Source organism: Roseibium sp. RP-7 (assembly GCF_053005225.1).
Map to the genome: position 1 here is coordinate 89,212 of NZ_JBRKQA010000003.1, position 23,874 is coordinate 113,085.

A 23,874-nucleotide genomic window follows, 5' to 3' on the forward strand; every position below is an offset into this window, starting at 1 on the left:
CGATGTCCATCGACGAGCTGAAAGCAAGATACCCCGGCGCCGAAACCTTCAAGTTCGGCGACAATGCGGACCTGTGTGCCCAGCTCATCGCCCTTGTCCGCGCCGGCAGGAAAACCGCCACATGCGGTGCCTTGCAGAGCTATGAGGACGGTGGTGAGGTCCTGCCCGTTCATGGACGGCGGGACATTGCACTGAACTGGGACGACACCCCCGCGCTGGTGATCGAAACACTGGAAGTGTCCGTCGTGCGCTTCTGCGATGTCGGGGAAGACTTCGCCCTGGCGGAAGGCGAGAATGATGACCTCGCCGGCTGGCGCAGGGACCATCAGGTCTTCTTTGAACGCAACGGCGGATTTGACCCGGAAATGGACCTTGTCTGCGAGCGCTTCAAGGTTGTTGAAGATCTGCAGCCGGAGCTCAAGCCATGAGCAGGATCGAGACACACATAGGCGACATCACCCGGCTCGACGCGGATGCCATCGTCAACGCGGCCAACTCGTCGCTGCTCGGCGGCGGCGGTGTCGACGGGGCGATCCACCGTGCGGCAGGTCCGGAGCTCCTGGCCGAATGCAGGACGCTTAACGGCTGTGAAACAGGCAACGCAAAGATCACCAGTGGCTACCGCCTGCCCGCCCGTCACGTCATCCACACGGTCGGCCCCGTCTGGAAAGGCGGCACGTCGGGCGAAGCGGACCTTCTTGCCTCCTGTTATGAAACCAGCCTGCGTCTTGCGGCAGAAACCGGCTGCAGAAGCATAGCCTTCCCGGCCATTTCCACCGGCATTTACGGCTATCCGGCCGGCAGCGCCGCGTCGATCGCGGTGGAAACTGTCAAACGGGTTCTGGAGGACCTGCCGAAAATCGAAACCGTCACACTGGTTGCCTTCGACGAGGCAAGCCATGCCCATCTTCTGGCAGCACTCGGGAGGAAACCTCATGAAGGGTGAAGTCCGCTCGATGGTGGAATGCGGCCCGGATATCGAAGCAGCGTTCCGTGACCAGCATCCCGACATACAGCTGACGCAGCCCCTGACGGCCATCCTGGTTGCGCTCGACGAAGGCAATATCGACAAGGGCGACACCCTCTCCGTCGGCGGCCTGAAGGTGAGCGTGCTGGCAACCGGACGAAGCGCACTCCTTGCCGACGGGAGCCGGAACTCCATCACGGTGTTCAGCGAGCTGCCCATACAACATATGCCGGATCTTGCTCCGGACCGAACTGCCGATACCCCCGGCGCACTAGTCACTCCCTGGGAGGAGAACTGAGAAATGTTCAAGAAGATCCTCATTGCCAACCGCGGCGAGATTGCCTGCCGGGTGATGGCAACGGCCAAGAAGCTCGGCATCAAGACCGTTGCGGTCTATTCCGATGCGGACGCCAGGGCCAAGCACGTTGCCATGGCCGACGAAGCTTTCCGTATTGGACCGGCACCGGTCTCGGAAAGCTATCTGAAGGCTGACAAGATCATCGAAGCCTGCAAGCTGAGTGGCGCCGAAGCCGTGCATCCGGGCTACGGCTTCCTGTCGGAAAATCCGGATTTCGTCGACGCCCTCGACAGGGCCGGCATAGCCTTCATCGGCCCGAGCGCCTCTTCCATCCGCGCCATGGGCCTGAAGGATGCCGCCAAGGCGCTGATGGAAAAGGCCGGCGTGCCGGTGGTGCCCGGATATCATGGCGAAAACCAGGACGCGGACTTCCTGAAGGAGCAGGCCGACCGGATCGGCTATCCGGTGCTGATCAAGGCGCGTGCCGGCGGTGGTGGCAAAGGCATGCGCCGGGTCGATGACCCGAAGGATTTTGCAGACGCCCTGAAAGGCGCACAGCGCGAAGGCGAAGCGAGTTTTGGCGATGGCCGCGTGCTGATCGAGAAATACCTGACCAAGCCGCGCCATATCGAGATTCAGGTTTTCGGCGACAGCCACGGCAATGCCGTGCATCTGTTCGAGCGCGACTGCTCGCTGCAACGCCGCCACCAGAAGGTGATCGAGGAAGCCCCTGCCCCCGGCATGCCGGAGGAAATGCGCCGCGCCATGGGGGAAGCCGCCGTGACCGCGGCCAAGGCCATCGACTATTCGGGCGCCGGCACTATCGAGTTCATCGCTGACGTTTCCGAAGGCCTCAGGTCCGACCGGTTCTATTTCATGGAAATGAATACCCGGCTGCAGGTCGAGCACCCGGTTACCGAGCTCATCACCGGCGAAGACCTGGTCGAGTGGCAGCTTCGCGTGGCCTCCGGCGAAACCTTGCCAAAGCGCCAGGAAGATCTTTCCTTCAACGGCTGGGCCTTCGAAGCCCGGCTGTATGCGGAAGATGCGCCGAAGGGCTTCCTGCCCGCCATTGGCACGCTGGAGCATCTGGCCCTTCCGGAAGACAGCGCCCGGGTCGACAGCGGCGTGCGCTCCGGAGATGAAATCACCCCCTATTACGATCCGATGATCGCCAAGGTGATCGTCCACGGCCCGACCCGCCAGGCGGCACTCGGCAAGCTGCTGGCAAGCCTTGAGGCAACAGAAGTTGCCGGCTGCGTCACCAACGCCGGCTTTCTGGCGGCCCTGTGCCGCCATGAAGGTTTTGCCGCGGGCGATGTCGACACCGGCCTCATCGACCGGGATCTGACCCAGCTCATAGAAGAGCCCTCCATTCCGGTGGACGCGATTGCCCTTGCCGCTCTCACGGCGCTTGGCCTGACCAGGCCGGCAAGTGGCAACGATCCGTTCGACACGCTGGCCGGATGGCGGATCTGGAGTGCATCGCGCCAGTACGCACTGCTTGAAATTGCAGGCGAGCGCCGGGACGTCGAGGTCCACGCCCTCGGCCATCAACGGTTCGCGGTCCAGCTGGAGGAAGGCTCACGCGAATATGCTCTGGTGAAGGTTGAAGGCGGTGCGATCACCTACGACTGTGACGGCCACCGTGCCCGGGCGGTCGTAGTGGAGGACCGCAAGGGACTGACGGTCTTCCTCGGCGGCCATGCTTTCCCGGTTGCCTTGCCGGACACGCTCAGCGCAGACGAGGAAGCCGGCGGCGCGGGCGATCAGCTGATCGCACCGATGCCCGGCCTCGTGAAGGTTCTGAACGCCAAGGCAGGCGAAGCCGTGACGAAGGACCAGCCTCTTGTGATCCTGGAAGCCATGAAGATGGAACACACGCTGAAAGCCCCGCGGGACGGTGTCATTGGCGAGGTTCTTGTTGCCGAAGGCGAGCAGGTAACCGACGGCACCGTCCTTCTGGCGCTCGCGGAGGAAGCCGATGCTGCCGCATGACGCCACGAGTTATGACGACCTGTCCGGCAGGTTCCGATGGGAAATCCCTGACCGGTTCAACATCGGCGTTGCCATATGTGACGACTGGGCGGCACGCGAGCCGAACCGGGAGGCGCTGGTCTATACCGACGAGGACGGCAGCGCCACCAGCTACACCTATGGCGACCTGAGGCGGCTTTCCAATCAGCTTGCCAACCTGCTGACCGCCCGAGGCGTCCAGCCCGGAGACCGGATCGGCGTCCTGATGCCGCAAAGGCCCGAAGCAGCCTTTGCCCATATTGCGGCCCTGAAACTCGGCGCGATTACCATTCCGCTTTTCACCCTGTTCGGTGAAGAAGCACTTGAGTATCGGCTGAAGGATTCCGGCGCAAAGGCAGTGATCACGGATGCAAGCGGCGCTGCCAAGCTGGCGACCATCCGTGACCGGTTGCCGGAACTGACGACTGTCCTTTGTGCAGATGAAGACGTCCCGGGGGCAGAAAGCCTCCATCATCACATGGCCGGACACGAAGGCACATTCCACCCCTTCGACACAGGCCCCGATGACCCGGCAATCATCATCTACACCTCCGGCACCACCGGACAGCCCAAGGGCGCCCTGCACGGCCACAGGGTGCTGCTCGGCCATCTGCCGGGCGTCGAGATGAGCCATGATCTTCTTGGCCAGCCGGGTGACAGGATCTGGACCCCGGCGGACTGGGCCTGGATCGGCGGCCTGCTCGACGTTCTGATGCCTGCGCTCTTCCTGGGTGTGCCCGTGGTAGCGTGCCGGTTCAGAAAGTTCACCGCAGAAGCAGCCTTCCAGCTGCTGCAGGACCAGAAGATCCGCAACACCTTCCTGCCGCCAACCGCGCTGAAGATGATGCGTCAGGTGGAAGCCCCGGAAAACCGCTGGCAATTCACCCTGCGGTCCGTTGCCTCCGGTGGCGAGACACTCGGCGCGGAGCTGATCGACTGGGGCCGCCGCACATTCGGCCTGACGATCAATGAATTCTACGGCCAGACCGAGTGCAACATGATCGTTTCCAGTTGCGCCAGACTGATGGAAGCGCGCCCCGGCATCATGGGCCGCCCGGTTCCGGGTCATGATGTCAGCGTCGTCAGCGACACGGGCGAGGAACTGCCTGCCGGATCACTCGGCAACATCGCCGTCAAACGTCCTGATCCTGTGATGTTCCTGAACTACTGGAACAACATGGAAGCGACGGAAAAGAAATTTGCGGGCGACTGGCTTTTGACCGGCGACACGGGCATCAAGGACGATACCGGGTGGATCCGCTTCGTCGGACGGGATGACGACGTCATCACGTCATCAGGCTACCGCATCGGCCCGGGAGAGATCGAGGATTGCCTGATCAAGCACCCGGCGGTCGCCATGGCCGGTGTCGTCGGCAAACCCGACAGCCAGCGCACGGAGATCGTCAAGGCGTACATCGTCTTGAAAAGCGGCATTGAACCGACCGACAAACTTGCCGGGGAAATCGCCGACTTCGTCAAGACGCGCCTTGCAGCCCACGAGTATCCGCGCGAAGTCGCTTTTGTCGACGCCCTGCCCCTGACCACCACCGGCAAGGTCATCCGCCGTGAACTGCGCGCCCGAGCAGAGCAGGAAGAGTGATCGTGTCAAACACCGTTTAACGAATGCCTCCGCGATTTGCCTGGTGCCGTCCCCGGACGAAGCGCAGCGAAGAACCGGCCTCACCTTTAGGCCTCACGAGAAGCTAGAGAAGAAAACATGTCTGAATTCGTCACCCTGTTTGAAATGGGCCCGCGCGATGGTCTGCAGAACGAGAAAACCTTTGTGCCGACGGCCCAGAAGATCGACCTCGTGGACCGGCTTTCTGCCTGCGGCTTCCGCAAGATCGAGGTGACCAGTTTCGTCAGTCCGAAATGGGTACCGCAGATGGCCGACGCCCAGGAGGTGATGGAAGGCATCTACCGGCACCCGTCCGTGACCTATGCGGTGCTGACACCCAATGTGAAGGGTTATACGGCCGCCAAGAAGGTGTCGGCGGATGAAGTCGCCATTTTCGGTTCGGCCTCGGAAGGCTTTTCCAGAAAGAACATCAATTGCTCGGTTGCCGAAAGCATCGAACGCTTCAAGCCGCTTCTGGAAAAGGCACATGAGGACGGCATCCCGGTTCGCGGCTATGTCTCTTGCGTAACCGACTGCCCCTACGACGGTGCAACACCACCGGAGAAGGTTGCGGAGGTCGCCAAAACGCTGTTCGATCTCGGCTGCTACGAGATTTCCCTCGGCGATACCATCGGCGCCGGAACGCCGGAGACCATCGGCCGGATGCTGGACGCCGTGCTGACCGCGATCCCTGCGGACAAGCTTGCCGGCCATTTTCATGACACCAAAGGCCGGGCGATCGAGAACATCGAGGTCAGCCTCGAAAAGGGCTTGCGCACCTTCGACAGTGCGGTCGGCGGTCTGGGCGGTTGCCCCTATGCACCGGGTGCCAAAGGCAATGTCGCAACCGAAGCCGTGCTAGACCTGATGACCCGCAAGGGCTTCGAGACCGGCATCGACCGGGCAAAGCTTGCTGAAATCGCCGACTTTGCCCGCACCCTCAGGAGTGTTGACGCATGAGCTTCGAGACAATCTCCCTTGCCGTTGACGACCGGGGCGTCGCAACGCTGACACTCAACCGCCCGGACAAGCACAATTCGCTTTCCGCCACGATGATCTCCGAACTGACGGAAGTTGCCGCGCAATTGGCGGAGGACGACACTGTCCGTGTCGTTGTCCTGACGGGTGCTGGTGCCAGCTTCTGCGCGGGCGGCGACCTTGGATGGATGCGCGAGCAGTTCGAAGCTGACCGCGAAACCCGCATGACTGAAGCGCGCAAGCTTGCCATGATGCTGCAGAGCCTCAACGAATTGCCGAAGCCACTGATAGGCCGTGTGCAGGGCCAGGCCTTTGGCGGCGGCATCGGCATGATGAGCGTCTGCGACACCGTGATTGCCGTCGACAGCGCCAAATTCGGCCTGACGGAAGTACGTCTCGGCCTCATCCCGGCCACCATCAGCCCCTATGTGCTGGCCCGCATGGGCGAAGGCAAGGCACGCCGGGTATTCATGTCCGCCCGCCTGTTCGGCGCGGAAGAGGCTCGGGATCTCGATCTTGTGGCGAAGGTCGTGAGCGAGGCGGACCTTGATGCGGCGATCGAAAAGGAAATCAAACCGTATCTCTCCGCTGCCCCCGCTGCGGTAGCCGCCTCCAAGGCGCTGGCCCGCAGCCTTGGCCCGGAAATTACCGAAGAAATCATCGACGACACCATCCGCCGTCTCGCCGAGACCTGGGAAACCCCCGAAGCCCGGGAAGGCATCTCCGCATTCTTCGAAAAGCGAAAGGCGAACTGGGTCGGTTCATAGTTTGCAGCGGCTGATGCCAGCACCGGGTCTTCAGACAATCAAACTCCCCACTCCCTCATCCTGAGGAGCGCGCTGGCGCGCGTCTCGAAGGATGGGCCACACAGAACAAGCAGCCCATGCTTCGAGACGGACCTGACAGTCCTCCTCAGCATGAGGATGAATTTGTGGTGAGCTTCAACAAAGCGCTGGAAACAGAAAAGCCCAGCCTCAATGGCCGGCACTGCGCCTGGCGTGTTCGATCAGGGCCGCGATACGCGCCACTTCCTTCTGTTCCGACTGCGGCGGTTCCTGCGGCGGGCCACCGTACATGCGCTCGCGCCGCTGGCGGATCTTCTTGCGCTGATATTCACTGATCCCGTCAGGAAGCTCCATACCGGCCCTGTCGATGTTGATCAGCACCCGCTGCAGGTCTGGCACAAGTTCGGAGGAAATGGTGAAGGTTGCTCCGTCCGGGCGCTTGAAGACCAGTGTCGTGGTGGTTTCAGCCCCATTCAGCAGAACCGCTGATCTCGGCCCCAGCGAGCCGATCGTCGACTGGAACCAGGCAGCCCAGCCGGAAGCGTGCCACAGGCGGATGTCGATTTTCTTCAGATCCTCATACATCACCCGGACGCGCCGGCCGAACTGGGTGAATTCGAAACCGTTGCTGAAGAAACGGATCCAGGATGTCTCCTGTCGTGCGGACACTGTGAACAGCACCGGTGCAATCGAGGCAGGCCCCAGGCAAAGCAACGCCATCAGGGCTGCGCCTCCGCTCCAGTCTGCCATCCCGATGAAAGCTATGGAAAAGAAAGCGGCACCAATCACAAACCCGATCATGTCGAGTACCAGAACCGGCGGATGACATACCGGCTTTACGGCACCGGACGGTACGTTCGGCCGCGGCAAGGCGGCATAGATCCCGGCGGCCGCGATAATGCAGAGCAGGCTGCTGAGCACCGACATGAAAAAATATCCGCCGACTATACCCAGCACGCAGAGGCCGAGAGGCAATATCCGGCGAAGTAATTCAAGTTTTGCTGTTTTGCCCACACCGCTCTCCATGCATTCAGACAGTGGAACCGATACGAACTAGGGGGAGACTTCTGATTCTTTCATTGAATCAACTGAAGCGTTTTAAATCAAGAATGCTGACAAACAATCCAGAAACAATGTAAGCGTTCGGCAAATGGTTCCCTTGAAATTTCCAGGAGACCCAAGAGGAACGATCAGCACTCGCCAGTCCGGCGAGCCTCACGATGCCTTGCGTTCTCGTTCCATGAAGCTGAACATGTTGCGCACCTTGCCGAATTTTGGCGTATCCAGCTCCAGGAACTGATGCATGAGCGTATCTATGTCCTGAGGCGTGAACGGCTTTTTCAGGAAACCGGATATCCCGACGAAGGCCGCGGACCGCTCCAGATAGCTCGTGTCGTTGGTGGACATCATGTAGATGCCGATCTTGCTCGACAGGTCCCGGATCGAACCGGCAAGCTCGATACCGTCAACATCCGGCATGTGAAAATCCGTCAGCACCATCCGGAACTTGCCCGATGCCAGTGTACGAAGCGCCGCCTGCGCACTGTCGGCTTCCGAGATTTCAAAGTCGAACCGGCTGGCCTCCAGAACCTTGCGCGTCAGTTTGCGCATCGTACCGCTGTCGTCGACGATCAGGATCGGATAGGTCGTCGTCATCGTCATGTAAGTGGCGACGATCTCCGACACATCCTCCTGGGTGAAAGGCTTTTTCAGGAAATGATAGGCCCCCAGCTGCTGAAGCATGTTGGCATTGCGCTCATCAAGGCCGCTTGAAATTGCGACCGTCAGACAATCTGCAGACTTCGTTTCGCTCATCGCGGCGATTACGTCCGGACCATTCAACCCCGGCATGTTGATGTCGATGAAGGCGATGTCGATCTGTTTCTTCTTCAGAACCTCGACAGCAGAACGACCGTTATCGACGTTATCAACCTCGATGTACCGCTTGGAACGATGAACGGCGATGCCGTTGTTGATGACTTCACGAGCGATGCCGCTGTCGTCAGCGACAAGAATGCGGATCATTTTATGCAGCAATTCTCATCACCTTGTGTGCGGCTCTCGCATCGTCACTTGAGGCCATGTCTAAATTAACAAGTACAATAAGGAAACAATTGTATATTTTCTGTTACTGAAGCTCACCAGGCATTTTACAACCTTTGATATACATAAATTTACATGAATATTCATTCACTCGATTCCAAAATTCTTACAAATAGGATGTAAAGACCGAAACCTCATCTGGGAAAATCCCACAAAATACGAGGAAACAGGCGCAACCCAGCGTCACAGGATTCCCGCAGTCGCATTATGGTTCAGTGACTTCCGTCGAATTGGAGCAACCTGTGGCCAGCTTTTTCAAAACACGGAATCCAACCAGCCTGTTTCTGAAAATAAGACGAGACTAAAACAAGGATCTGTCGGTCGAGACGATCGTCACGTCAGGACAAGGGCGCCCGCAACATGCCACACCAACTCTACGTCAATTTGTAGCGTCAGAATTGGACAATCACCTCGCCTCTTGCAAGGACTGCCGACGAGCCATCAATGCGGCACTTCCCGTCCGACAAACAGAAACCGGATCAGCAGCAGGGCAACACAAGTTCGCCAGCATCAAAGCTGTCACTGCGACCTGTGCAGCCCATGAATCTGGTGGCAGGGCCAACGATCGCACAGCTGTTTCTGAAGTCTCGTGACAGCTTGCTCAATTCAGAGGAAAGCATCAGAGAAGGGATAGCCCTGTCGGGCGCACCTGAAAAAAGGAACCTGGGCCTGGAAAGTGGTGCCGCTGAAGGGACTCGAACCCCCGACCCCATCATTACGAATGACGTGCTCTACCATCTGAGCTACAGCGGCGTTCTCCGGCAGATGCCGGGCATCGCGCGATTTGGCGCGGGCACTCAGGTCAAGCCCGAGTGCGCCGCTAATTACCGGAGCTTGGCGTCAGATGCAAGAGCCTAAAACCGGTTCTTTCAGGAAGATCACACCTTCCCTTTTCCGGAAGCCAGGCAAACACATGCTCGTCAGCACATTCCGACTATCGCCGCAGCAGCGCTTCAGTTGAAAAAGCGCGGCCGTGGCGTCTTGGCGGTCTCGTCCTCGTCGTCCTCATCCGGGCCCGGATCGTCCGGCATCCGCGACAGGGGAAACTCGATTGGTCGGTTGAGATCCTCTTTCGAACTGCCGGATTTTGTTTCGCCTGTTTTGGCCTCCCCGGCTTTGGCTGCCGATGTCTTTGCATCCGCCGATTTCGAGGTTTCCTCAACCTTGGCCTCAGATGCTGCCTCTGGCTTGGAAGGCGTCTCGGAACCGTTCCGGGTGTCGGTCTTGCCGGTCACTCCAGCTTTCGCTGTCCCGGCGTCTTTGCCTGTCACCACGGCAGGTTTGTCGTCTGCCCCGGCTTCGGCTTTTACCGCGGTTTCCTTGGCTGCCGTCTTCTCAACGGTCGCAGCCTTGTCCGAAGGTGCCTTGGTAGCCTCGGCGTCGGGCAGGTCCTTCAGCGCAGGGCTGTATTTGACATCGTCCGTCGTCCCTTCGTAGCCCTGCTTTTCCAGTGGAGCAGAGGCAGCGGAAGGTTCCGCGGCGGCTGACTTGGCGCTGCCGGATTTGGCGTCACCCGTCTCGGGTCCCGCAGGCTTGGCAGTGGCAGGCATGGTGACGGGTTCGGCTTCCAGCACCACGGCGCCGTCATCCACATCTGCAACCGACCGAACCGGCTCGGCTGGAGTGGCGGACGGCAGGGCCGGCGCCTCGAACAGGCTGTCCTCAAGCAGCGGACCGTCCTCATCGGACAGACTGCCCGGCGTTGCCCACTGGAACGCATCGAGCTTGCCGGTGACCGGTGACACCGGCTGCCATTCGGCGGAAATGATGCCGTCGGCCATCCAGACCTTGTCGAGCGGCGCACTGACGGCACGGGCCAGCCAGTCGCGTGTGCGGCCCCGGTCACCGTGTTCGGCTTCCTCCACTTCCGCCATCAGCAGAAACGCCTGACGGGTAGGTTCGGACTGCAGCACCTTTTTCAGCTGCTTGCGCGCTTCTTCGAACTCGCGCGCCTCCATGGCTGCGCGGGCGATGGCCAGCGCACCTTCGGGAGTGTTTGCCCGCTGTGCGGAAAGCGATTTCACCCGCTTCAAACGATCGACAGCCGAATCGCCGGTACGCACATGGGCATAGGTTTCAGCCAACTCCGGATGCGGGAACAAACGCCAGGTCGCCTCCAACACTTTGGAGGCCTTGCGAATGTCGCCCCGGCGCGTTGCCAGACGAGACGTCAGCACGGCGGCCGGCACAAGGTCGAGTGCCAGCCCATGAGCTTCCTTGGCCAGCGAATAGGCCCGTTCCGGCTCGCCGTCCTCCAGCTTTGTCGCAAGGGCCGTCAGGATGACGGCGCGCTGACGCCGATAGGTTTTCTTGTCCAGCATCTTTGCGGCGTAGTTGCGCTCCAGGGTCTTGAGCGCTTCGTCCCAATGGTGGGCAACCGCCTGGTAGCCGAGCACGGCCTTGCCGGCCCACTCCAGACCCGGCGATGTCTTGGCGGCTTCCTCCGCATAATGGCGTGCTGCCACCGGCTCCCTGTGCCGCTCGGCCTCGATGAAGAGGCCGTGCAGACCAAGCGCCTTGGTGGCCGGATCTTCCAACATCGCCTCGAAACGCTGACGCGCTTCGTCGTCCTTGCCGGCAAGCTGGGCCGTTTGCGCAAGCAGCAGCTTTGCCGCGGGTTCATCATCCAGCAGCTTGTCGGCGTCCAGCGCGTAGCGACGCGCCAATTTGGCGTTGCCCGTGCCCAGAGCGATCAAGCCCTGTGACAGCGCATTGTAGCCCTTGTCTTTCCGGCGGCGCCGAAAGAAGCGGCTGGCAATCTGCGGTGATTTCAGGACGACGCGGATCACCCAGACAATCGCCAGGAAGATCGCCAGGAAAATGGCTGCGGCAAGGGCAACAATCGCAGGCGACTGCTCCCAGATGTCCGTCCCGACCTGCTGGCCGCCTTCATAAACCGGCCAGGAAATCTGGATCGTTCCCGGCAGGTCCGCCATCCAGGCAAAGCCCATGGCAACGGCAAACAACAGCGCGAAAAAGAACAGAACGCGGATCATTCAGTTCGCTCCCTGCGACGGCCGGCTCCTGCCGGCACATAGTTCCATTGACGGGCGGGCGAGTGGCCGGCCTGCATTCAGCTATCCTTCGCAGCAAGCGCGTTGAGCACTTCCTGCGAGGCCTTGTCCGTCAGGTCATCAACCTCGACCCGGGCTTCGGCGCGCGTTGCCCAGTCGGCAGCAGCAGCCTGTCCCTGTTCTGGCAGATCCTTGTAGGCGGCAAGTGCCGACTTGAGGTCTCCCTTCCGGACGGCGTTTTCCATGCGCTGCAGGGCAGCGGCCGGCCCGTCGCCTTCACCTGAGCCCGAACGACGAACGGTGAACAGCGACTGTGCACTGGTCATCAGGCTGTCGAGTACATCACCGGACCGGTCCGGTTCGGAAAACGTCTGGTAGACAGAGCGCGCAACCGGTGGGAACTGGGCGATCAGCACGGGCACCGGTTCGACACCGGTCTTGGCATTGGCCTCCAGTGCAGACAGGTCGAGCCCGCCCGGCAGCCCCGCCTTGACGGCGGCCAGCTCGGTTTCATAAGGGCGGCCGGAATCGACGGCCGACTTCAGCGCGGAAACGGACAGAGCCCTTGCAGCAACTTCACGCGCCGTCGCATCGCCCATCGTTGCCTCAACCGCGGCAAGTCGCGTTGAAAGCGCGTCCAGTTCAGAACGCAAACCTTCCAGCGCTGCCGTGTTGGCCGCGCCGACAGACTTGATGTCGGCAGCAAGCGAAGACAGGGTCTCGGTTGCCCGCGCCTGGCTGTCGGCAAGGGTTTTCAGGGAAACGTCCGACGTCGATACGGCTGTCTGCGCTGCCTTCGCGGTCGCTTCGGTATTGGAAAGTCTGGTTTCCACCTCGGAAAGGGTCGTCTTCAGGTCCGAAAGCTGGCCCTCGAGCCCGGTTACGGAACCCGAAAGCTTGTCGGCTTCGGAAGATGTCGACGTGGTGTCGGTTTCCAGCTTGGCCAGGCGGCTTTCAAGCGGCGCCAGATCCACCTGACTATCGCCCTTCACTTCCTCTTCCAGCGCGGCCAGACGGCTTTCAAGCGGCTGGAGATCGGCTGGGGTTCCTTCGCCGGTACCGACACCTGCCGAAGCGACGGTGCTGCGCAGTCCTTCGATATCTTGCTTCAGGGCATCGACCGCGGCGCCCAGATCGGACGACGACGCATCCTGCAGTTTGGCTTCAAGCGCGGTGACCTTGTTTTCCAGAGCAGAAACAGCACCGGAGCTGCCCTGGCTGGAGACCGAAGACGTCACGTCGCCGAGTTTTTTCTCCAGATCAGAGATCTTGCGTTCGGCGGCACTGAGCGCGCTGGTGAGCTGCTGGTTCGGCTCGGGCGACAGTTTGACGAGCCCGGCCTGGTAAAGGCCGAAGCCGCCGCCAAGCACCAGGATACCGCCGATAACGGCCGCAATCAGAACGCCGAATGCCCCGACACCGCCGCGGTCCTCAGCGGCCGGCGGATTGGAAAAGCTGGTTGATCCCCCGGGACGGGAGCTGTTGCTTGTCGAGGAGGTTCCGGTCTGGCTGGTGGCAGACGTCGATGAGCTTGCCGGAGACGCCGGTTTTCCGGTCGCCGATGACGACCCGGTTGTGCTGGCTCCTGCGGGCTTTCCGGCAGTGGAAGACCCGGCAGTGGTAGATGACGAAGAAGAATAGCCTGATCCGGTCGAGGACGAGGTCGATGCAGACGAAGAGGGCGACGATGTGCTGCCCGAACTGCCGGTGCTGCCGGAAGACGTTGTATTTCCGGCTGACGTTGAGCTGCCGGACGCAGTCGTGCTGCCGATACCGCCTGTCTTGGTTGCACCCGCAGTCGTGCCGGCAGACCCCGTCGTGGCGCTCGTCGTTGAGCTCGTACCAGAGGCTGGCTTCGTGTCTGTCGGCTTGGCACCGACCTTCTCTGCGGTCAGATCAATCGTTACCGGCCGCTTGCTGCTGCCGGAGGAAGACGCAGTGCTGCTGCCCGGCTTGTCCTTGCCGCCGGTGCCGCTGCCGCCCGATGAAGATGTCCCGCCCGGGGATTTCTTGTCCGTCGTCATCTCATCTCCTCCTGAACCCTGCCGGTCCCAAGACCTTCACTATACACACCTCTTTGCGAAGCGGTACCGCCGCAGCAAAGACTTTTGCGCGCTGCAAAAGAACGACTCCCCCGGATCTGGTTAACACTGTGTTAAAGCCAGATCCATCAAGGCGCTTTCGTTCGGCGCAGCTGCAATACGCACCTGGCTTACCTCAAATAGGGGCTCGGCCGACTGCCGCGAAAGGGCATAAACAGGCAACCTGGAAAAAATATGGTCGAGACCGTGCCTGCGAACCAGCGCCAGAAAAGCTTCAGCCGTGCGTTTGGAATAAATGAAGACACCATCAAAGGCATTCTGGCGAAGGCCGTCAACCACGGCAGAAGGCAGGCTTTCCGCCAGCTCCATGCGGTAAAGCACGACGGTGCGACAGGAAATGCCCCCTGCGGCGAGAAGTCCCTCCAGATCCCCCGCCCGTTCCTCGGCAGCAGGATAAAGGACGGTCCCTGAAGACAATCCGCTCCGATTATCGAGAATCAGCTGAGCCAGCGCAGCAATATCTCCGCTGGCCGAAAGTACACTTGAAAAGCCCGCTTCCCGGCAGGCGAGTGCGGTCGCGTCGCCCACCGTGAAAACCGGCAAGCTCCGCAAGGCATCGATCCGGCCCTGCGCTAACAGGACGGCGACCGACCGCCGGCTGGAAAACGCCAGCGCCGACACGCCATCCGGCCCGAATTGTGCCGACCGCACCTCAACGGTTTTCAGAACGGGAGCTTCATCGGCAACATGCCCCAACGCCCGCAGTTTTTCAGCGGTCCTCCGGCAATCCGGCTGGGGGCGTGTCACCAGAAAGCGCATGACCGGGTCAGGCTCCTGCCAGAAAGTCCGGTCCCATCCGGGTTTTCAGATCTTCCCCGACAGACCGGCCAATCCGCTCGGCCTCTGCCGCAGGCCCACTGCCCGATGCCTCATGCGCGGCCGATCCGTCCGGCTTCAGCACAATCCCTCGGAAGTGCATCGTATCGCCTTCGAGCGTTGCCAGACCGCCGATGGGCGTGCGGCAAGACCCGTCCAGAACAGCTAGGAAGGCGCGCTCCGCATCAAGGCGGATCTGCGTTGCCGCATCGTGAATTGCTGCCAGCATTTCAAGGGTAGCCTTGTCGTCCGCCCGGCTTTCGATGCAGATCGCACCTTGGCCGACAGCCGGCAAAAACTGGTCGGTTTCCAGAAGGCTGGTGATTTCCGCTTCCAGGCCCAGCCGGCGCAGACCGGCAGCCGCCAGAAGTGTCGCGTCCACCTCGCCCTCTGCCAGCTTGCGCAGGCGTGTCTGCAGGTTGCCGCGGTACATCACCACTTCGATATCCGGGCGCAGCCGCTTGATCATCGCCTGGCGGCGCAGCGAACTGGACCCGACGACGGCGCCCTGCGGCAGATCGGTCAGGGTCTTTGCCTTGGGCGACAGGAACGCATCGCGCACATCTTCCCGCGGCAGGAAGGCCGTCAAAGCCAGACCATCCGGCAGGACCGTCGGCATGTCCTTGGACGAATGAACGGCAAGATCGATCCGCCCGTCCAGAAGCGCTTCCTCGATTTCCTTCGTGAACAGCCCCTTGCCACCGACTTCCGACAGCGGCCTGTCCTGGATCCTGTCGCCGGAGGTCTTGATGACCACGATCTCGAACGCGTCTTCGGCCAGATCATGGGCCGCCATCAGCCTGTCGCGGGTTTCGTGGGCCTGTGCCAGCGCCAGCGCGCTGCCCCTTGTTCCGATACGCAAAGGATTTGATTGCAAGGTTTACCGTCCAGATGCTACGCCCGGCAGAAATGACGGGCACCGATTTATGTCTTTTCGGATGTCCTAACACAGGCCACCGCACTTAGACCAATGACCTCAGTCAAAACAGATGACAATGCGACCAATCTGACGGTCCTGGGCATAGAAACCAGCTGCGACGAAACCGCAGCAGCGGTGGTGTGCGGCCCTGCGCACAAGAAGATCCTCTCCAATACGATCCGTTCGCAGATCGACGAGCATACAGAATTCGGTGGCGTGGTGCCGGAAATTGCCGCCCGTGCCCACATCGAAATCCTCGACCGGATCGTTGCCGAAGCCATGAACGAGGCCGGTTGCGGCTGGGACGATATCGACGCGATTGCCGCAACTGCCGGTCCCGGCCTCATCGGCGGTGTCATCGTCGGCTTCATGACCGCCAAGGCCATCGCCATGGCAGCGGGAAAGCCGATCGTCGGCGTCAATCACCTGGAAGGCCACGCCCTTACCGCCCGCCTGACCGACGATCTCGAGTTCCCGTTCCTCTTGCTGCTCGTCTCCGGCGGCCACAGCCAGTTCCTGCTGGTGCGCGGCGTCGGGGACTATGAACGTCTCGGCACGACCATCGACGATGCCATTGGCGAAGCTTTCGACAAGACAGCCAAACTGCTGGGCCTGCCCTATCCCGGCGGCCCGCATGTAGAAAAAATGGCTGCCAAGGGCGACGTCACCCGCTTCCGCCTGCCGCGTCCGCTTCTGGATCGCCCGGGCCTCGACATGTCCTTCGCCGGACTGAAGACGGCACTTCGCACCCAGGCGAAAAAGCTTGAACCTGTCGATGAACAGACGATTGCCGACCTCTGCGCGGCATTTCAGCGATCTGTGTCCGACGTTTTGGCAGCCCGCACCCGCTCCGCACTCGATCTCTTCCGGACACGCCACCCGGGTGTCAAACCGGCAATCGTTGTGGCTGGCGGTGTCGCGGCGAACCAGGAAATCCGCAACAGTCTTCTGGCTGCGGCAGAAGAGGCAGATGCCCGTTTCATCGCGCCGCCCATGCGCCTTTGCACCGACAATGCAGCAATGATCGCCTGGGCCGGTATCGAGCGGCTTCGACTTGGCCCCGTGGACGACATGAGCCTGTCACCCAGGCCTCGCTGGCCGCTGGATTCAGCCAATGCCGGTGTGCTCGGCGCGGGTAAAAAGGGTGCCAAGGTCTAGGGTGTGGACCGGTAAATCATCACTCAATTTCCCACCGACCCTTTTGCGCGATCAAAGACCCTGTTAGGAAACTTCAGCCTTCCAACAAGGACTGTTCTGAGAAATGCGCGTCTACCACAAGGCCTATGTCTACCTGACCTGCGGCACGGACCTTCTGGTCTTCGACGAACCGGACACGCCTCATCTGGGCCTGCAGGTTCCAGGTGGCACCATCGATCCGGGCGAAAGCTTTCTGCATGGCGCCATGCGGGAATTTGCCGAGGAAACCGGCCTCGAACTGGACGTGGCCTTTGATCATTTTTCCAGTCAGGATATCCCGTTCGAAACGATCCCTCCCGTCGGACAGTACCGGCCCGCACCCAACCGTCCGCTGCTTGGCCGACACATCCGCCGCAACTACCATGTCCGCCTTGGTGCCCGGCCGAAGAGCGAGTGGGAACATTACGAAATGCATCCCAGCAGCGGCGGCGAACCGATTCGCTACCGTTTCTTCTGGGTTGACCTCTTTGGCGAACGGGCAAGCGACGAGGAAAACTTCTTCGCAGCCTTCGGCGCGCCCCTCGATGCCCTGCGCAAACGTGTGACACGCCTCGCCAACGCGGCATAAACAACAGTTCTTTCAAGGACCTGCCCGTGCTGATCTACCAAAAGGCCTATGTCTACCTGACCTGTGGAACAGAGCTTCTCGTGTTTGTGGAACCCGATTTCCCGAATGCCGGCCTCCAGGTTCCCGGAGGCACGGTCGACCCCGGCGAAAGCTATCTGCAGGCTGCCAGGAGAGAATTTGCCGAGGAGACCGGACTTTCGTTGGATATCGCGCTCGAATCGTTCGCCGACCAGGACCATATCTTCAAAGATGTTCCCCGTTGTCTCGACGGCTTGCATCGCCGGCGGCATTTTCATGGCCGAATTTGTGAAAAGCCCGCGACAGAATGGGAACATTTCGAAATGTCACCGAACGCAGGCGGTCCCCCGATAAGGTTCCGCCTGTTCTGGATTGACTTGTTCACCATGGATGCGCCGACCGAGGCCCGCTTTTTTGAAGGGTTTGGAGCGCAACTTGAAACATTACGGACGCGCGTGGAAAGGCAGAGCAATGGGCGCCATTAGGTCTATCGGCGTCGTTGGCGGCGGCGCCTGGGGCACGGCCCTGGCCCTGACCGCGGCCCGTGCCGGCCGGGAAGTGCGCCTTTGGGCGCGTGATCCCGGTACGGTCTCCGATATCAGGTCCCGTCGGCAGAACCCGAGGTATCTGCCGGGAATCACCTTTGACGAGGAACTGGAAGCGACATCTTCGCTGGAAGAGGTTGCCGACGCTGATGCCATCTTGCTGGTGACACCCGCCCAGACAACCCGTGCGATGCTGGCTGCCCTCAAACAGACCGGCAAGGTACGCGGCCCCGTCGTGCTGTGCGCCAAGGGCATCGAACAATCCTCCGGCAAGCTCTTGTCCAAGGTCATGAGCGAGGAACTGCCCGGCGTCGAACCGGGCGTCCTGTCCGGCCCGAGCTTTGCCGACGACGTCGCCAAGGGCCTGCCGACTGCCGTCACCGTTGCCGCCAATTCGGCCAAGACCGCGCTCAGCCTGTGCGAAGCAATGCAATCGCCCTGTTTCCGGCCCTATGCCTCGATCGACATTCTCGGTGCCCAGATCGGCGGCGCCCTCAAGAATGTGCTCGCGATCGCATGCGGGGCCGTGGTCGGCCGCAAGCTCGGCGCCAGTGCCCAGGCGGCCCTGACCGCACGCGGCTTTGCCGAACTGTCACGCCTCGGCACTGCCATGGGCGCACAGGGTGAAACCCTGACAGGCCTTTCCGGTCTGGGAGACCTTGTGCTCACCTGTTCGTCCAGCCAGTCGCGCAACTTTTCCTTCGGGCTGCGGCTCGGCGAAGGCTTCATGGCTTCCGAGCTGATTTCGGCAGGCGGCAAGCTCGCGGAAGGCGCCTATTCCGCCCGCGTCGCAGTCAAACTGGCCCGCAAATACGATGTCGAAGTGCCGATCTGCGAGACCGTGGCCAGGATGATCGACGAGGACCTGACCATCGACGACGCCCTCAACACCCTGATGGCACGCCCGCTGAAATCGGAAACGGCAGGGCTTTAAGCCTCTCGCAAGGAAACCGGCTTTGGCATAGACACAGGCCGGCACCTGGCTCTCTTTCCGCTTGTGATAGGGGATTGGCATATGAGCGATATCCTCATCCCCTCGGCGTCACCCCGGACAAGCGAAGCGCAGATCCGGGGCCCACTCGCCGCGCCGCTTGCCGAAGCAGACAAGGTGCCCTGAAGAGGCACAACCCATTCCGGCTCTCTGGAAACGAGTAGCCCCCGGGTCTCGCGTTGCTCGCCCGGGGTGACACTTGTGCTTGCTGCCTGTCTTTAGTCCAAAGTCAGTTGCCCTGCCACGAAGGGGAGAACAGCTCCCCCACCCCCTCATCCTGAGGAGCCGGGCAACGCCAGGCGCCTCGAAGGATGGGTCGCTTGCACAGAGTGTGATACACCTCTCAGACTTTCCCCCATTGAGTTTCCCCCGCCCCGGCCCTAGGTTCGACGCAGATTCGACCAACCCGGGGAATTCTTCATGCTTTATGCCCTGATCTGCACCGACAAGCCCGGTGCCCTGCAGACGCGCCTCGACAACCGCGCCGCCCATCTCGACTTCCTGAAAGGCCTCGGCGACAGCCTCAAGGCAGCCGGCCCGTTTCTTGACGACGACGGCAACATGACCGGCTCGCTGGTGGTGATCGAAGCCTCCAACCGCGACGAGATCCTGGCGATCTCCCAGGAAGATCCCTACGCCCGTGCCGGTTTGTTCGAAAGCGTCGAGATCCGCCCCTGGAACTGGGCAATCAAGAACCCGGAGGCAAACTGAGTGCAGTACTGGCTGATCAAGTCCGAGCCCGACAAATGGTCCTGGGAACAGCAGAAGGCCCGTGGCGACAAGGGTGAGCAGTGGGACGGTATCCGGAACTACCAGGCACGCAACAACATGCGGGCCATGGAAATCGGCGACAAGGCGTTCTTCTACCATTCCAACATCGGCAAGGAAGTCGTCGGCATCGTTGAAGTCTGCAGTGACATCCATCCGGACACCACTATCGATGATCCCCGCTGGGAATGCGTGGACTTCAAGGCCGTCCGTGACATGCCCAAGCCGGTGACCCTGGCCGACGTAAAGGCCGAACCGCGCCTTGCCAAGATGTCGCTGGTCACCTCCATGCGCCTGTCGGTTCAGCCGGTCACGGAAGAGGAATGGAAAATCGTCTGTGAAATGGGTGGTCTCAAAGAGCCTGCCTAACTTCCTCTCCTGAGAGATCCGCCCTGAATGGCCCTTATCAAGGATCCGGCAGCCTTCATCCGGAAGGAGACCAAGGTCAAACCTGTGCCGCATGCGGAGGAAATCCTTCTGCATGTGGCCGATGAGGCCATGGATCTGTGGCAAAAGACCGAAGACGAACTGGGCGAGCTAGGCCTGCCGCCGCCATTCTGGGCCTTTGCCTGGGCAGGCGGCCAGGGACTTGCCCGCTACGTGCTCGACACGCCGGAGCTGGTCGCGGGAAAACGCGTTGTCGACTTTGCCTGCGGCTCCGGTCTGGTCGGTATAGCTGCCATGAAGGCCGGCGCAGCGTCCTGCCACGCGGTCGACATCGCCCCCTACGCCCTGACCGCAACACGCCTCAACGCTGCGCTCAACGAGGTGGAGATCACCACCGAGACCGCGGACATCACCACCGGAGAACCGCCGCAAGCGGACCTTGTCTTCTGTGGTGACGTTTTCTACGACAAGCCCATGGCCGACAAGGTGCTGGCATTTCTCGACAGGTTGCTGGCGAACAACATCGAGGTCTATGTCGGCGATCCTGGCCGGTCCTATCTGCCCTCGTCACGCCTGATTGAAATGGCGGCCTACAGCGTTCCGGTGGTCGGTGCGCTGGAAGACAACGAGATCAAACGCACGCGCGTTTTCCGTTTGCAGGAAAAATCATCCGGAGAATGACCTGGTGGCGGATCAGTCTTGCAGACCTTCGCCTTGCACATAACTTTTTCCGCAATCCCACTTCCTCTTTTTGCAGCTTGCGATAGGTTAGCCGTTCAAGCTTAAAGCGCTTTCCTGTTCCGATGTGTTTCTAGGAGTCCTTCATGCCCATCGTTAATCGCCTCGCGGATCTGGCCGACGAGATCACCGCCTGGCGCCGCGACATTCACGAAAATCCCGAAATTCTCTACGAAACGGTGCGGACTGCCGAGAAGGTGTCCGAGCTGCTGCAGAGCTTCGGTGTCGATGAAATCGCAACGGGCGTCGGCAAGACGGGCGTCGTCGGCGTGATCAAGGGCCGCAATGGCGGTGCCGGCAAGACCATCGGCCTGCGCGCCGACATGGACGCGCTGCCGATCGAGGAAATCACCGGCAAGGACTATGCCTCCAAGATCCCGGGCAAGATGCACGCCTGCGGCCATGACGGCCACACCGCCATGTTGCTGGGCGCTGCAAAATATCTCGCGGAGACCCGCAACTTCGACGGCACGGTCGTCGTCATCTTCCAGCCGGCCGAAGAAGGTGGCGCAGGCGCGAAGGCGATGATCGATGATGGTCTTCTGACCCGCTGGCCGATCGAGGAAGTCTACGGCATGCACAACTTCCCGGGCATGCCGGTGGGCGAATTCGCCATCCGCAAGGGCCCGATCATGGCCGCGACCGACGAATTCCGCATCACCATCACCGGCCGGGGCGGCCATGCCGCCAAACCGCATGAGACCATCGACCCGATCGTGATCGGCTCGCAACTGGTGTCCGCGCTGCAGACCATCGCCAGCCGCAATGCCAATCCGCTCGATTCGGTTGTTGTGTCGGTGACCGTTTTCCAGGGCGGCAACGCTTTCAACGTCATTCCGCAGGAAGTGCTGCTGCGCGGCACCGTGCGCACGCTGAGCCCGGAAATGCGGGATCTCGCACAGGCACGGATGGAATCCATCGTCAGCTCTGTTGGCGATGCGTTCGGCGCAAAGGCAGTTCTGCAGTTCACGCGCGGGTATCCGGTCACGGCGAACCACGACGAGCAGACGGATTTCGCGGCAGCCGTCGCCGAAGGCATTGCCGGGGTCGGCAAGGTCAATCGCGAGATCGAGCCGATGATGGGCGGTGAGGATTTCTCCTACATGCTGGAAGAACGCCCGGGCGCGTTCATCTTCGCCGGCAACGGCGACAGCGCGGGCCTGCACCATCCGGCCTATGACTTCAACGACGACCTGATCCCTGTCGGCTGTTCCTACTGGGTGAAACTGGTCGAAACGGCCCTGCCCGCGGCGGCCTGACCGCCTGTGAAATCCTTCATCGCCATCCCGGTTCGCACGATGCCGACCCAGGATGACGGGCCGGGATGACGGCGGGAAGGTTTTGGATTAAGAGTGACGCCGGTTCCGACCGGCGTTTTCATTTGGATTTTCAAATATGGCTCTTTCCCCGTTCAAGCTTCCCTTTCTGGCAGCCTATGTCGTGGTCGGGGCCATTGTCGGTGTCCTGGTGATCCACCCGCTGAACCTTGTGGTGGTCTGGTGGGAACTGGCCCGTTTTTCGGAAACGGCTCCGAACCTCCTTGAATTTCTGACGGCGCGGCTGTGGCTGGTGCTGCTTCCCCGGCATCTGGATGTTGCGGTTGCCTATACCGGTCTCGGCGCAGTTGTCGGCCTCGCCTTCGGCATCTTCACCCGCAACTACATGCGAACGTCCGAAGCCTACCGGTCGCTGCGTGAAGAGCAGACCGCGCTCATTCCCGATCTTCTGAAACAGGGCGAAAACCGGCGCGTGGAGTTCAAGTCGTCGCTGCGCTGGGACCTGAAGGAAAACCGGACCAACCGGTCCCTGGAAAAGGTCATCGCCAAGACCCTTGCCGGCTTCTTCAATGCCGATGGCGGCCATCTTCTGATCGGTGTTGACGACAACGGCACACCGCTTGGTCTCGACAAGGACCTGGCAACGCTGAAAAGCCCGGACCTCGATTCGTTCGAGCGCACCGTCAACGACATCGTTTCCAAGACACTCGGCGGAGATCTCTGTCCTTACATCCACACGGTCTTTTCCAGGGTGGACGGCAAGGACGTGGCGATGGTCATCGTCAGCCCGGCCCCCCGCGCCGTCTATCTGGAAGAAAACAAGGCCTCGGTCTTCTATCTGCGCAGCGGCAATTCCACCCGCGCACTGGATGTCCGCGAAGCGGTCAACTACGCCAACAAGAGATGGTCGTGACATGTCGGACATCGCCGGCTTCTTCTTTCCCGATCAGCTGCACCTTGCTGCATCGCTGACACTGATCGTCACGAGTTTCTTCACCTCGGCCCTGACAGCGGCCGTCGGCCTTGGCGGCGGGGTCGCGCTGATCGCGATCATGGCAACCGTCATGCCGGCCAGTGCCCTGGTGCCGGTCCACGGTGTCGTTCAGCTCGGATCGAACGCCGGGCGCGCACTGGTGCAACTGAAACATGTCGACTGGCTGATTGCGCTTTGGTTCGCAGTCGGGGCGGCAATTGGCGCGGCCGTGGGCGGCGCCATCGCGGTGGAATTGCCGCCGGCGGTTCTGAAGGCGGGCATCGGCCTGTTCGTGCTGTGGGTCGTCTGGGGCAAGGCACCGCATTTCGGCAAGGCGCCGAAACGGGTCATGGCGGCGGCGGGTTTTGCCTCCACGTTCCTGTCCATGTTCTTCGGTGCGGCCGGCCCCATCGGCGGTGCTGTTTTGTCGACCCTCGGCCTGCCGCGCCACGGGTTCGTCGCCAACCAGGCAATCACCGCGCTGATCATGCACGTCTTCAAGATCATTGCGTTCGGCGCGCTCGGCTTTGCCTTCGCGCCCTGGCTGGGACTGATTGTTCTGATGATCGCCAGCGGCTTTCTCGGCACGCTTGCCGGCAGCCGCCTGCTCGGCCGAATGGACGAGAAGAGCTTCAAGACCGGCTTCAGATGGGTGATGACCGCGCTGGCGCTGAACCTCCTGTTCCAGGCAGTGCGGGGCTGGCTCGGCTGATCCTTGCCGGAGCCGTCCTGAAACCCGCTTCAATCCCGCTGCCCTCCGGGCCTTTCAGCCGTTCTTGACCTTTCCCCACGGCTT

Annotated in this window: 23 protein-coding genes and 1 tRNA gene; 17 read left to right on the forward strand and 7 right to left on the reverse strand. The window is 61.2% G+C overall.

Annotation, left to right across the window (positions count from 1 at the left end):
- The first annotated feature begins 2 nt into the window (after positions 1–2).
- The 7 genes from ACVDG9_RS23125 to ACVDG9_RS23155 all read left to right on the forward strand — a co-directional run bounded on the left by ACVDG9_RS23125 (position 3) and on the right by ACVDG9_RS23155 (position 6,644).
- Positions 3–428: an ASCH domain-containing protein gene (locus ACVDG9_RS23125; protein ID WP_023002915.1), complete on the forward strand. Its 426-nt coding sequence runs from the start codon at positions 3–5 to the stop codon at positions 426–428.
- Positions 425–946 carry an O-acetyl-ADP-ribose deacetylase gene (locus ACVDG9_RS23130; protein ID WP_447239088.1) on the forward strand — a complete coding sequence of 174 codons (522 nt, stop codon included), beginning with the start codon at positions 425–427 and terminating at the stop codon, positions 944–946. Before ACVDG9_RS23125 ends, ACVDG9_RS23130 begins: the two co-directional genes overlap by 4 nt.
- A complete protein-coding gene (locus ACVDG9_RS23135) occupies positions 936–1,265 on the forward strand; it encodes a type 2 periplasmic-binding domain-containing protein (protein WP_023002913.1) in 330 nt (109 codons plus the stop codon). Before ACVDG9_RS23130 ends, ACVDG9_RS23135 begins: the two co-directional genes overlap by 11 nt.
- 3 nt (positions 1,266–1,268) lie before the next feature.
- Positions 1,269–3,263 (forward strand): ATP-binding protein, encoded by a 1,995-nt coding sequence (locus ACVDG9_RS23140; protein ID WP_447239089.1) that lies wholly within the window; start codon positions 1,269–1,271, stop codon positions 3,261–3,263.
- The gene (locus tag ACVDG9_RS23145) at positions 3,250–4,881 is read left to right on the forward strand and encodes an acyl-CoA synthetase (protein ID WP_447239090.1); all 1,632 of its coding nucleotides are present in this window, start codon (positions 3,250–3,252) and stop codon (positions 4,879–4,881) included. The genes ACVDG9_RS23140 and ACVDG9_RS23145 overlap by 14 nt, the downstream gene beginning before the upstream one ends.
- 117 nt (positions 4,882–4,998) lie before the next feature.
- On the forward strand, positions 4,999–5,859 hold the full coding sequence (locus ACVDG9_RS23150) for a hydroxymethylglutaryl-CoA lyase (RefSeq protein WP_023002910.1): 861 nt from the start codon (positions 4,999–5,001) through the stop codon (positions 5,857–5,859).
- Positions 5,856–6,644 (forward strand): crotonase/enoyl-CoA hydratase family protein, encoded by a 789-nt coding sequence (locus ACVDG9_RS23155; RefSeq protein ID WP_447239091.1) that lies wholly within the window; start codon positions 5,856–5,858, stop codon positions 6,642–6,644. Before ACVDG9_RS23150 ends, ACVDG9_RS23155 begins: the two co-directional genes overlap by 4 nt.
- Positions 6,645–6,851: 207 nt before the next feature.
- Here the strand turns inward: ACVDG9_RS23155 and ACVDG9_RS23160 are convergent, their stop codons facing one another.
- From ACVDG9_RS23160 to hemC, 7 genes are all read right to left on the reverse strand, one after another.
- Positions 6,852–7,589, reverse strand: a complete 738-nt coding sequence (locus ACVDG9_RS23160) for a hypothetical protein (protein WP_447239092.1) — start codon at positions 7,587–7,589, stop codon at positions 6,852–6,854.
- Between the two features lie 288 nt (positions 7,590–7,877).
- Positions 7,878–8,699, reverse strand: a complete 822-nt coding sequence (locus ACVDG9_RS23165; protein WP_208984613.1) for a response regulator — start codon at positions 8,697–8,699, stop codon at positions 7,878–7,880.
- Between the two features lie 743 nt (positions 8,700–9,442).
- Positions 9,443–9,518: transfer RNA gene (locus tag ACVDG9_RS23170), tRNA-Thr, on the reverse strand.
- A 200-nt stretch (positions 9,519–9,718) separates the two neighbouring features.
- On the reverse strand, positions 9,719–11,761 hold the full coding sequence (locus ACVDG9_RS23175; RefSeq protein WP_447239093.1) for a heme biosynthesis protein HemY: 2,043 nt from the start codon (positions 11,759–11,761) through the stop codon (positions 9,719–9,721).
- Positions 11,762–11,838: 77 nt separating this feature from the next.
- A complete protein-coding gene (locus ACVDG9_RS23180; RefSeq protein ID WP_447239094.1) occupies positions 11,839–13,803 on the reverse strand; it encodes a COG4223 family protein in 1,965 nt (654 codons plus the stop codon).
- 120 nt (positions 13,804–13,923) lie between these two features.
- Positions 13,924–14,640, reverse strand: a complete 717-nt coding sequence (locus tag ACVDG9_RS23185; protein ID WP_447239095.1) for a uroporphyrinogen-III synthase — start codon at positions 14,638–14,640, stop codon at positions 13,924–13,926.
- A gap of 7 nt (positions 14,641–14,647) precedes the next feature.
- Positions 14,648–15,574 (reverse strand): hydroxymethylbilane synthase, encoded by a 927-nt coding sequence (gene hemC, locus ACVDG9_RS23190; RefSeq protein ID WP_447239096.1) that lies wholly within the window; start codon positions 15,572–15,574, stop codon positions 14,648–14,650.
- A 93-nt stretch (positions 15,575–15,667) separates the two neighbouring features.
- Here hemC and tsaD point away from each other — a divergent pair, with 93 nt between their 5' ends.
- From tsaD to ACVDG9_RS23240, 10 genes are all read left to right on the forward strand, one after another.
- Complete coding sequence (tsaD, locus tag ACVDG9_RS23195; protein ID WP_062486703.1) at positions 15,668–16,774, forward strand: tRNA (adenosine(37)-N6)-threonylcarbamoyltransferase complex transferase subunit TsaD; 1,107 nt, start codon at positions 15,668–15,670, stop codon at positions 16,772–16,774.
- Positions 16,775–16,877: 103 nt separating this feature from the next.
- Positions 16,878–17,381 (forward strand): NUDIX hydrolase, encoded by a 504-nt coding sequence (locus ACVDG9_RS23200; RefSeq protein WP_023002901.1) that lies wholly within the window; start codon positions 16,878–16,880, stop codon positions 17,379–17,381.
- A gap of 26 nt (positions 17,382–17,407) precedes the next feature.
- Positions 17,408–17,884: an NUDIX hydrolase gene (locus tag ACVDG9_RS23205; protein ID WP_447239097.1), complete on the forward strand. Its 477-nt coding sequence runs from the start codon at positions 17,408–17,410 to the stop codon at positions 17,882–17,884.
- Entirely contained in the window at positions 17,871–18,878 is a 1,008-nt protein-coding gene (locus ACVDG9_RS23210; RefSeq protein WP_023002899.1) for an NAD(P)H-dependent glycerol-3-phosphate dehydrogenase, read from the forward strand. Before ACVDG9_RS23205 ends, ACVDG9_RS23210 begins: the two co-directional genes overlap by 14 nt.
- Positions 18,879–19,355: 477 nt before the next feature.
- Positions 19,356–19,646 (forward strand): YciI-like protein, encoded by a 291-nt coding sequence (locus tag ACVDG9_RS23215; RefSeq protein ID WP_055659704.1) that lies wholly within the window; start codon positions 19,356–19,358, stop codon positions 19,644–19,646.
- Positions 19,647–20,072 carry an EVE domain-containing protein gene (locus ACVDG9_RS23220; RefSeq protein WP_023002897.1) on the forward strand — a complete coding sequence of 142 codons (426 nt, stop codon included), beginning with the start codon at positions 19,647–19,649 and terminating at the stop codon, positions 20,070–20,072.
- 27 nt (positions 20,073–20,099) lie between these two features.
- Positions 20,100–20,771: a class I SAM-dependent methyltransferase gene (locus tag ACVDG9_RS23225; protein ID WP_447239098.1), complete on the forward strand. Its 672-nt coding sequence runs from the start codon at positions 20,100–20,102 to the stop codon at positions 20,769–20,771.
- 143 nt (positions 20,772–20,914) lie between these two features.
- The gene (locus tag ACVDG9_RS23230; RefSeq protein ID WP_055659708.1) at positions 20,915–22,087 is read left to right on the forward strand and encodes a M20 aminoacylase family protein; all 1,173 of its coding nucleotides are present in this window, start codon (positions 20,915–20,917) and stop codon (positions 22,085–22,087) included.
- Between the two features lie 136 nt (positions 22,088–22,223).
- Positions 22,224–23,018: an AlbA family DNA-binding domain-containing protein gene (locus tag ACVDG9_RS23235; protein ID WP_023002894.1), complete on the forward strand. Its 795-nt coding sequence runs from the start codon at positions 22,224–22,226 to the stop codon at positions 23,016–23,018.
- A gap of 1 nt (position 23,019) precedes the next feature.
- Entirely contained in the window at positions 23,020–23,790 is a 771-nt protein-coding gene (locus ACVDG9_RS23240; RefSeq protein WP_055659711.1) for a sulfite exporter TauE/SafE family protein, read from the forward strand.
- Positions 23,791–23,874 lie beyond the last annotated feature (84 nt).